The 10394-nt window shown below is 54.3% G+C and carries 10 protein-coding genes; 2 read left to right on the forward strand and 8 right to left on the reverse strand.

Annotation, left to right across the window (positions count from 1 at the left end):
* Window positions 1–76 precede the first annotated feature (76 nt).
* On the reverse strand, window positions 77–1504 hold the full coding sequence (locus tag BLP79_RS19245; RefSeq protein ID WP_090221007.1) for a transposase: 1428 nt from the start codon (window positions 1502–1504) through the stop codon (window positions 77–79).
* Between the two features lie 437 nt (window positions 1505–1941).
* Here BLP79_RS19245 and BLP79_RS19250 point away from each other — a divergent pair, with 437 nt between their 5' ends.
* Complete coding sequence (locus BLP79_RS19250) at window positions 1942–3030, forward strand: ankyrin repeat domain-containing protein (RefSeq protein ID WP_090221315.1); 1089 nt, start codon at window positions 1942–1944, stop codon at window positions 3028–3030.
* A gap of 8 nt (window positions 3031–3038) precedes the next feature.
* Here BLP79_RS19250 and BLP79_RS19585 read toward each other — a convergent pair whose 3' ends face one another.
* The 6 genes from BLP79_RS19585 to BLP79_RS19275 form a co-directional block, all read right to left on the reverse strand.
* Window positions 3039–3239 (reverse strand): hypothetical protein, encoded by a 201-nt coding sequence (locus tag BLP79_RS19585; RefSeq protein WP_139163246.1) that lies wholly within the window; start codon window positions 3237–3239, stop codon window positions 3039–3041.
* A 102-nt stretch (window positions 3240–3341) separates the two neighbouring features.
* The gene (locus tag BLP79_RS19255; RefSeq protein ID WP_090221316.1) at window positions 3342–4190 is read right to left on the reverse strand and encodes a VOC family protein; all 849 of its coding nucleotides are present in this window, start codon (window positions 4188–4190) and stop codon (window positions 3342–3344) included.
* A gap of 9 nt (window positions 4191–4199) precedes the next feature.
* The gene (locus BLP79_RS19260) at window positions 4200–4934 is read right to left on the reverse strand and encodes a serine O-acetyltransferase (RefSeq protein WP_232716547.1); all 735 of its coding nucleotides are present in this window, start codon (window positions 4932–4934) and stop codon (window positions 4200–4202) included.
* 1 nt (window position 4935) lies between these two features.
* Window positions 4936–6450, reverse strand: a complete 1515-nt coding sequence (locus tag BLP79_RS19265; RefSeq protein WP_090221318.1) for an aldehyde dehydrogenase family protein — start codon at window positions 6448–6450, stop codon at window positions 4936–4938.
* Complete coding sequence (locus BLP79_RS19270) at window positions 6443–7294, reverse strand: NAD(P)-dependent oxidoreductase (RefSeq protein ID WP_090221319.1); 852 nt, start codon at window positions 7292–7294, stop codon at window positions 6443–6445. Before BLP79_RS19270 ends, BLP79_RS19265 begins: the two co-directional genes overlap by 8 nt.
* Window positions 7295–7395: 101 nt before the next feature.
* Entirely contained in the window at window positions 7396–8298 is a 903-nt protein-coding gene (locus BLP79_RS19275) for a LysR family transcriptional regulator (RefSeq protein WP_170830522.1), read from the reverse strand.
* Window positions 8299–9299: 1001 nt separating this feature from the next.
* Between BLP79_RS19275 and BLP79_RS19280 the strand changes: the two genes are divergently transcribed.
* Window positions 9300–10058 carry a hypothetical protein gene (locus BLP79_RS19280; RefSeq protein WP_090221321.1) on the forward strand — a complete coding sequence of 253 codons (759 nt, stop codon included), beginning with the start codon at window positions 9300–9302 and terminating at the stop codon, window positions 10056–10058.
* Between the two features lie 36 nt (window positions 10059–10094).
* Here BLP79_RS19280 and BLP79_RS19285 read toward each other — a convergent pair.
* A partial coding sequence (locus tag BLP79_RS19285) for an integrase core domain-containing protein (RefSeq protein WP_100269203.1) occupies window positions 10095–10394 on the reverse strand: 300 nt, incomplete at its 5' end.

Here is a 10394-nt window from a genome sequence, read left to right on the forward strand (position 1 = left end):
AGCCGATTCTGTTGAAAAACAATGTGTTGCGAGCGCAGAAAGTGACGCCTTGAACTGGACGCGAGCGCCTTTTCTATCAGGCTTTGCTCGTTTGCTGCGGTGCAGGAAAGATCTTGGCTAATTTACGGAGATTTTGAGCGGTGGCTGCGAGGAGGAATTCATCATTTGCACCGCATGGCCCACGTAATCGGAGGCGGCCTAACCCGAGAATGCGCTTGAGGTGGGCGAAGAGCATCTCAACCTTCTTTCTGAGCCGCATCGAGACCACATACTGCTTGGTTTTGGCGATATCGCGGGCGATCTGACGGGCGCCTTCATGTTCTTCACGCGTGATCTTACGCGCATCGGCGTTCGGACAGCATTTCATCTTTGATGGGCAAGCCTGACAGGTATGTTTTAGTGCCTGGTATTTGGCGACGCCTTTGCCGGTCGGCCTACGATTTGGATCAGAATAGTTGCGCCGGAATTGCTTGTGCGGCTCACCTCCTGGACAGATGTAGTGGTTGTTTTCGGCATCCCATTCAAAGTCAGCGCGAGACCAAGTGCCGCCTGTGCGACCAGATTTATCTAGCACGGGAATGTGGGGTTTGATGTTGCGATCAACGAGCCAACCAAGCATTGGCCCAGATCCATAGCCACTGTCTGCAATCAGTCGCTCAGGATTGATGTCATGTAGATCTTTGATCCGATCCAACATGGTGCGCACCGACCCGACTTCAGCCTGTCGGATCGACCGCGTGCCTTCAACGTCTACGATCACGCTATGATCGGTATCGATCAGGCAATTGGTCGAATAACTGAAGAATGCTGGCCCTTTGCGCGCGTTCGTCGGGAAAACGATCTCCCAGATCGTTTTCTGATCCTCCTTACTCCACTGACTGGCGGGATCAGAATGTGACGTGAACTTGGGATCGACTTTCGATGCTGCACCAAAAGCCGCGTCATCGAGGACGTCTAAATATTCTTTCACAGCGCGCGGCGCATCAGCTGGGGCAATGGTGCTGTGATCCCAGTCTTTCTTTGGTGTAGAGTTCTGTTTATTTGCGTCAGCTTCGATCAAGCTGGCATCTGCCGCAAGGCGCTGGCAGCTCACCAAGCCATCCGCGATGCACCGGGCGACGGTCTTCTCGAACAAATGCCGCAGGAGCTTGCTTTCCCGGAACCGTCCGTGCCGGTTCTTGGAGAACGTGGAGTGGTTGGGCACAGGATCAGACAAATCGAGGCGACAGAACCAGCGGTATGCCAAGTTCAGATGTACTTCTTCGCACAGACGGCGTTCAGACCTGATCCCGAAACAATATCCTACAAGCAACATGCGGATCAGCAGTTCCGGGTCGATAGATGGACGGCCTGTGTGGCTGTAAAACTCGGCCAGATATTGGCGAATGTCATCCAGATCAGCGAACCGATCAATCGAGCGAAGCAGATGGTCTTGCAGGACATGATCCTCCAGCGAAAACTCATAAAACAGCGCCGCCTGTGCTTCCTGCTTCGGTCCCATCATCGCCAAATCCTCCAACCAATAAAGGAATTGAATCAGCTAAGGGGCACTCAATCAAGGACGAGTTTTTCAACAAAATAAGCCCACAGCGGAAGTCTTCATTTTTTACTGCAAGCGCTCGCAGCGCGGAAATTTCTGCAAGTGCCCGGCTTGGTGTACCGCATTGCGGCTGCAAACTCGGCCGTTCGAACATCATGCAGCGAGGTTTGGCAGGGCAACTCACATGTCGCGGGATTTAGCTGCTATTCGCGCGACGAAGGGCTAGGTCCACTTATGTTGCTCAAGCTTGTTGGCCAAGCTTGCTTTTGTTATGCTGAAATTGCGCAAAGAGGCGCACCCAGCCTGCGGAAAGGACAGAAGTCCACTCTTCACGAAGAACGTCAGATGAACTGACCTTTGGCGAATAATGCAGGTATTCTGCCGTAAATGAGGAAAGTTCCATGCCTACAAAAAGGCTTACTGAATCTGCCAACCTTGACCATTTGAAGCATCAAGCAAAAGATCTTTTGCGCGATTTTCGCGCTGGAGAGAAACACGCATACCAGCGCTTGCGAGAGTTCCACCCCAAGCTCGTAGACATTACGGATAGCGAAATGTCTTCTCAGACATTTAGCCTAAGCGATGCGCAGCTTTCGATCGCCAGGGAGTACGGCTACGCCAGTTGGCCGCGGTTGAAGACAGTTCTGGCTGAAAAGCAGCACAAAGAGCTACAACTTTCCCACAACGACCGTTTGCCGGACGGACCGTTCAAGCAAGCACTTGATTTCATGGATGATGGCGATGAGGCCAGATTGGTGCGGCATCTTGAACAATATCCCGCCCTAATTCACCAAACGGCTCAATTCGAAGGCGGCAACTATTTTTCCAATCCGACGCTTCTGGAGTTTTTACCGGAGAATCCATTTCGAAACGAAGTGATGCCGAAAAATGCTGTCCGGATCGCTGAAATTCTGCTGGAAGCAGGTGCCAAGCGCAACCAAACGGCTTTGAATGAAACAGTCGGGTTGGCTGCTTCTGGGCGGATATGCCGTGAATGTGGCGTACAGGCCGAACTCATAAAACTGCTGTGCCGCTATGGGGCCGATCCTGCGACGGCGATGCACTCGGCGTTGGCTCATCTCGAATTTGAAGCCGCCCGCGAGCTGCTTGAATGCGGTGCGCCTTTGACCTTAACAGCAGCAGCTACCCTCGGTGACGCGGAGGCTGTCGCACGCCTACTAAAAGATGGTCAAAGCGTTGACTTGCAGTTGGCCTTGTCCCTTTCCGCTAATGCTGGACGTTCCAAGATTGTCTCCGATCTGCTTGCCGCAGGAGCAAATCCCGATCAATACAATCCCCCCGGCGGTCACAGCCACTGCACACCGCTTCATTCTGCCGTCGCTAGTGATCAATTCGATACTGTTGTGGCGTTGGTTGAGGGGAATGCCGATCTGAGTATCGAAGATATCCATAATGGAGCAACAGCCTTGGACTGGGCAGTTTACATGAGGCGTAGCGCGATTGCAGCATTCCTCAGGTCGCAGGCATGATGACAATATCACCACCAGCTCTCCGAGGCGGATGTATGTAGAACGACCGAAATCCGGACATTCATGCAAGGCGCAGCATTCGGAATAATAGGGCTCATTGCCGCCCAATGCTTGCGCGGCAATGCCGTTGCGACACGCAGACCAACACCGGCCACTGACCGTTTGGCCAAGCCGCTGAAATCGCGGGCGTCCCCGCGATGAGCACTCATTGGATGATCTGTGGCTGTCGTTCATGCACTGGGCGGCGAAACTTCAACGTGAGCCCATTTTGCGGGACGCTGCAACTCGTACGAACGACTGCTTTTGCGCAATCAAATCTGTTTTCCAGAGTGAACAAAGCGCATCGTAATTCCGCCTATTTTTGAAATTTCAGTCGTGATCGGCAATCCGCTAACCGCAGCTAGGTCACGAACACGAACATCTAATGCCGCAATTCGTGGCCCCTCCGCCAAAAACCCATCAGGCAAATCTGCCCCATAGATCGACCGGAATTGTTGCGGGGTCACGATCCGCCAGTGACCGTTGATTGTCTCGACGCTGTCAAAGCCTTCGGCATCCGTGGTCGCGGAGACGTCGTGAATCCGGGTTAGCCAATCTAGAACTGGCGCTTTGCCCTTGGCCACAATCGTTGCAGCGGCAAAGCCATGTGCGCCGTTGGGGTGAGCCATTCGGTCTGGGAACTCCAGCAAATCACGTCTATGTTGCTGACAGGCAAAAACCGATAGGCGCGGCATTGCATCATTGCGGAACATCTTAAGCGTGGTTTTGGTCCGATCCGGCTTTCCATCGCCGCAGACAATATCGCGGCCAAAGTCGATCGTCCCAGTGCAAGAAATGCCACGCGCAGCGAGTTGCGCCTCTGCCTCTTCGGCGTCTTCGGTGAAAAGCGCAGTTAACGCAACGCCCTCGGATTTTTCCAAGAACTCCTCGACGTGCCGTCCAAAGCGAAAGCCGCCTGTTTCGTAACGGTCCAACAACGACGCGTCCCCGATGCTGACGATTTCAAGGATCTGATGGTTAAACAGAGCCAGCGCCGTGGAGGTCCCCCAAGGGTGCTGCCCCGGAGGTGCGATGAAGAAACCCAAGCTGCGGAACGTCTCAATCGCTTTGTCCAGATCACGCACTGCGATCAAAGGGTGGTCGATGCCAAGAAATGCCAAGGGAACCTCTTATGTGAAGCCGTGAAAGCTGCCGGGCTTGCGGTCGCGGATGGTGGCCTTGGGGCCGTAGACAGTTTTGCCGGGCGGGACTGATTTGGTGACGATGGCACCAGCGGCAACAACCGCGTTTTCGCCAATATCAATGCCACCCAAGACGATAGAATGGCCACCCAGCACGGCGCCTTTGCCGATCAACGGATGCCGCCGCCCCCCCATGCTGACAAAATTCGAGCCCAGCGTGACCCCGTGCCATATGCTCACGTCATCTTCGATGATCGCTGTGCGTCCGATCACGACGCCAAGCCCGTGGTCCAACCAGACACGTCGACCAATCTGAGCCTCTGGCGCGATGTCCATGCCCAACTGTCGCCCAAGCAAAGCTTTGAGCGCTGTGGCCGCGGTTTCCCGTCTCGCCATCATCAGTGCCCGAGACGCACGATAGGATAACAGCCCCTGATAGCCGGGCGCGAACAGCAAAACATGCGCAGCGTTGGTGCTGATATCGCGTTCAGCGGTGGCGGCGAGGTCGTCTAGTGCAAGCGCGACAGCCCCGGCATCCTCGGCAAAGGCTTCGCTTACAAGATCGCGCACGTGCCCGCGGGCTTGCGCGTCCGGAACCAGCCCAGCCAGCACGGCGGCCAGCAGGTCTGTGTTGCTTTGCACCTCACCCGGCGTGAAACCGTAAAGCGCAGCCAGCGCGGGTTCTTTGTGAAACAGGCGAGCGGTGTCTTCGATTAGGCTCATATCACTCGCTCGGAGCATAACCAAAGGCGACGCGGGGCACTTGGGCGGTTTCGACCCAAATGCTTTTGGGTTCTGTGTATTCCATCAGCACATCCATACCAGAAGACCGCCCAAAGCCGGAAGAGCGTGAGCCGCCAAAGGGAGTGGACACGTGGATAGCCTTGTAGCCGTTCACCCAGAACGTCCCCGCCCGAACATTAGCAGCCATGCGGTGCGCAAGGCTAACATTTTTCGTCCAAACCGCACCGGCCAGCCCGAAATCGGTACTGTTGGCGATGCGGATGGCATCGGCCTCGTCTTCGAAGCTAAGGACCGTGACCACAGGGCCGAAAATCTCGGTCTGGGCGGCGTCCGATCCGGGGGGAAGGTCTGCAAGGATCGTCGGAGGCACGATAAGCGCGTCGGCTTCGTGGCTAGTTCCGGTCAGCACACTAGCCCCGTCCTTCGCCGCCTGACCAATCATGGCGGTGACGTGGTCAAATTGACGGCGGTTGCTGATGGGGCCAATCTCGGTCGCCTTATCCAGCGGGTCGCCGACCTTCAACTGCTGCATGCCGTCCGCGACCATCTTGACGAATTGATCCTTGATCGACGCTTGCACCAAAAGCCGCGATCCGGCCACACAGCTTTGACCTGCGGTCGCGAAAATTGCCGCCTGTGCACCTTTGCAGGCCGCTTCAAGGTCAGCGTCTTCGAACACGATATTGGCCGACTTGCCACCGAGTTCCAGCACGACAGGTTTCAACGCCTTACCAGCCGAGGTCGCAACAACCCGCCCCGTCGCTGGAGAGCCCACAAACACCACTTTGCGCGTGGCATCATGTGCAATCGCCGCTTCCCCCGCCGTGGGACCAAGGCCCGCCAATACGTTTACTAGCCCCTTGGGTGCGCCTGCTTCCTCGCAAATGGCAGCCAAAGCGATCGAGGTCACAGGAGTTAATTCGCTGGGTTTCAACACCACACCGTTGCCGCAGGCGATGGCAGGCGCGACCTGCCAACCCGCTGTAAACATAGGCGCATTCCACGGGGTGATTTGGAAAATCACACCTAAGGGTTCGCGTACGGTGTAGTTCAGATGGCCCGAGGGCACAGGGATTACTTGGCCGTGCAGCTTGTCCGTATAGCCCGCGTAATAGCGGAACATCTCTGAGACTTTCGCAACTTCAACCCGACAATCGCGGATAGGTTTGCCAGAAACAACCGCTTCGACCTGAGCCAGAGTTTCATGCCGTTCATCCACAATATTCGCGATCTTTTGCATCACAATCCCCCGGCCAGCGGCTGTGAAATCTGCCATCCAGACCTTTTGGGCGGCGTCGGAGGCCGCGCAGGCTTGCTTTGCAATCTCTGCCCCGCAATCGGGGTATTCCGTGAGGATGACTCGCGAAAACGGGTCTTCTAAAGCGATCTTCGCGCCACCGCCTGTGACGAACGCGCCGCCTACATAACTTTGCGGCGTATCTGACAGGCTTAGCTCCGCACAGAGCGACTTGTAATGAGCGATACGATCAAGCATTGGAGCGGTTCCGGTATTTGTAGATTTCGTTGAAGTCGGCGCTGTCATCCAGCATCTCGCGGCTGTTTTCCCAAATGGATGCTATGTTCTCGGTTGCGGGCAGGTCGATGCCCAGCCGTGCGGCCAGTCCCGTGGCGAGCCCAACATCCTTGCGCATTAAGCCCATCGTAAAGCCAGAATCGTAAGCCTCATTCGTAATCCATTTGGGAAAGTTCACCTCACTCACGCCTGACCGACCGGACCCCGCGTTGATCCCTGTCAACAGTTCCGAGAGCGAAATGCCCGCCCTTTCGGCCATCTGCGCCATCTCGCTCATCAGCACGAGGTTCGCAGCGCACAGCAGATTATTGGCGATTTTAACGGTGTGACCCGCGCCAGACGGACCGATATGGACCAGCTTTCCTGTCATCTTTTGGAGCAGCGGTTTAACTTTTGCAAAGGCGGCCTCGTCCCCGCCAACCACCATGGTCATCGTTCCGGTGCGCGCCCCCTGAGGGCCGCCGCTAACGGGACCATCTAGGAAGGTATACCCCCGTGCCTCAGCTGCCAGCCGCTTGGTTGTGTCAGGTTCAGACGTTGACGTGTCCACAACGATGGCACCCGGTTTCAAATGCGGGCCAAGCTCCTCCATCACCGCTGCAACGATTGAGGCTTTGGGCAAAGATAAGATGACTGTTTCGCAGGCACTAAGGTCGGCCAGAGAGCTTGCCACTTTTGCCCCTGCCGCCTCCGCCCGCGCACGGGCTTCTGGCATCGCGTCAAAGCATACCAGGTCGCAGCTTTGTTCCATCAAGCGCGCGAGGTATCCGCCTCCCATGGCGCCCAGCCCAACCAATCCGATCATGAGACTCTCCCAATGTTTGAGGGAGTGTAGCCCAAGTTTCTAGTGATAATGAATTGCAGCGATTTGGAAATAATGTTGCACTAAATGCAACATATACGCGGTCAGGCTTGAAACGCCCGCATAGATCGCATCGCGTGATTGGCAAGTTTCATTGCCACTTCGGGCAAGCGCCGACCCGAGCGAGCGATCAGGCTGACCTCACCCCGCGCAAATTCTGGCACGTCCAAAGGTAAATCCACGATGGTGCCATCCGCGATCTCCTGCGCTACAACAAATGCCGGAAGGACAGTTACACCAAGCCCCTCGCGTACAAAGTTCCGAATGGTGGCCAGGGAGTTCGCCTCTAAGGCCCGATGGAGTCGCACGCTATAGATCGTCTCGACCTCGCGCACCATTGCCCCTAAGCCGGAACCGGATGATAGTAGGGCCAACGGCATCGCTGCAAGGCTGCCGATTGAAACCGGTGCGACTGTTCTCGCCCATTCCGATGTAGGGTTAGCCAAAAGCTGCAAGGGCTGCGCTGTATGTGCCAGAACTTTGCACTGACGATCCGGCATGGAATTAAAAACAAACCCTAGGTGGGCCACATCATTCTGGATGTCTTGCACGACGACTTCGGTAGACCCGCTGCGCATTGTGAAGGTGATCCCCGGATATACTTTCTTGAAACTAGGCAGTGCGTTCTTAATCAGGTCGCTGATGAATCCTTCGCCAACCGCCAGCGAAACGTGGCCCCGACGCATGCCGCGCAAAGCGTCAAATTCAGCCGTAAGCGCCTCAAACTCTGCTGCTTGCCCGCGCAAGTGGCGCAACAGCAATTCGCCCGCTTCCGTGGGTTTCACCCCCTTTTTGCGGCGTTCAAGCAATTGGATACCAATTTCGGTTTCGAGCGCAGTGAGCCTTCGGCTGATGGTGGATGGCTCTTGCTCAAGCGCAATTGCGACGGCTCGGATCGAGCCTTCTTGGCAAACCCGTAAAAATGTGGAGGTGAGCTTGTCGTCCATTTGACTTCTAATAATTGCACTTTTTGCATTTATATACACAAATTGTACCATATTTTGCAACATCAAGGTACTTGCAAGCTACGCTCAAGCAATCCGGCACTACCAAAAGGAGACACTCATTTGCCTGCAACTAACGGCAGGTTTGTCCGCACCTCGCTGGTCTGACCAAATTGCGGCGAATGTGCAGTCTTAGTTCGATCCGAAGAAACTATGGGGAACGTCTGGTTCGGTGATCTTCACTGCGGGGCAGCAGTGACCCTGCCGCATCTGCAAAACGATGCTGCGTCAGCAATAGCCGCATGTGCGCAAGTTTGGTTTGTCCGTATAGTTGCCATTTATATTTCCCATGCTGAACGTCTGCTTTCGTTGAAATCATGTCAGCCCCCCCACATTTCTCAGAATTATTGTTTTTTAGGTTTTCGCAATGAGACTACATGGAATCTGGGAGGTAGGCTTATCTGACCAAAGAGGCAAATTCGGCTATTCCAAGAATTTTTGGTCCGTTGATTTTAAAGCGAAAAACCCAGCATCAGAGGTAAAACTTTGTGCTCATTCTCACTCCTATTGTAAATTGTCACAAAGTTCTGCCTTTTTGGTCAGATATATTGCCTCTGGCAGTGCGAAACGCGTTACCTCCACGACAATCTCGGTCAGCTTGCTGTAATCCACGCATTTTTTTTGCACGACGGGCGGTGAGCTGCCGTTCTCTGCGGTCGCTAAGATTAGCAAAATGTTTACGCAAAGCGGAAGTTGGTCATACGTTGCAAGTTGAAAGGGCTAACTTTGCGCGAGCCATTAACCGCCATAGCTAGAAACCACCTCAAAAATCGTCTAGCTTTCTCAAAAATTCCCTGAGGTGTAAGTTGCAGGAAAACTTGAGGCTAATCCGCGTTTTCATTGGGTCGCCCAGTGGATTGAGCAAGGAACGTGTAGCAGCTCACGCTGTGGTTAAAGAGATCAATCAGCAAAATGCTGATCACTAGGGCCCGCTATTTAAGCTTATGGGATGGGAGGAGGCAATTCCCGGCTATCAGCGAGCGCAAGATAAAATTAACGAAGACCTTGATCGATGCGACTACTTCATTGGCATAATGTGGGACAAATGGGGGTCTAAACCTTCAAATGAACCCGATGGATATACATCCGGATTTGAAGCGGAGTATTACCGTTCGGCACAGCGCATAGAGGCCGGGCTTATGAAAGACATGGCTCTCTTCTTTAAGGCAATCGACGCACCCTCAGGTATGGAGCCAGGTCCGGATATCAAGAAGGTCCTGAATTTCTGCCAAAAGTGCATTGATGAAAAGACCATATTCTTTCAGGATTTTAGCGGCGTGGACTCTTTCAAAAGCGCCGTCCGTACAAAACTAATGGAAATTGGCTGGAGAGAATTTACTGATCGGGTCATCGCCGAAGGGGATAATATAGAAGATGATCAACCGCCAATGGCCCAAATTGACGGCGAGAAGTCGTCTGCAAATGCATCTGGGTTGCTTGATGACGAAGCAAAGCGTTTCCTGTCGGCGATACTCGACAGATTGGACGATTGGGATGCAACTGAACCAAGTGAGGTGGCTCGACTTCGTCTCATAGCTGCATCCATCTCGCGATCAGGTAACGATGAGACGCACTTAGGCACACATGATGCAAATCTTGTGTTCCAACATTACCGGAATGCTGACTTATCAAATCAGGAACTTACCGCACTTCTCGATTGTGGTGTGGCTGGCTTCGAGCGCCAAAATGCTCCTCAGTGGTAAGCTACTCCCCATTTATTGGACAGGATCTGGCGTAAATTAAGCTACTCTTTGCACCTGCTGATCGGGGTTGGCAGTTTCATTTCTTCTCCAGTAGACCACGGCAGGTGGTTTGCCGCCAAGGGCGGAATGTGGACGTTTGTGATTGTAGAACTCCATCCATTTTTTGATCCCAGCTTTGGCCTCTGACCTGGTTTCCCAAGCGTGGAGATAAACGCACTCGTATTTCAGCGACCGCCACAGGCGTTCGACAAAGATGTTGTCGAGGAACCGACCCTTGCCGTCCATCGAGATCCGGGTGCCGACCCGCTTCAGTCGGTCAGTCCAAACGAAGGACAT

It is taken from the genome of Epibacterium ulvae, assembly GCF_900102795.1.
Classification (GTDB): domain Bacteria; phylum Pseudomonadota; class Alphaproteobacteria; order Rhodobacterales; family Rhodobacteraceae; genus Epibacterium; species Epibacterium ulvae.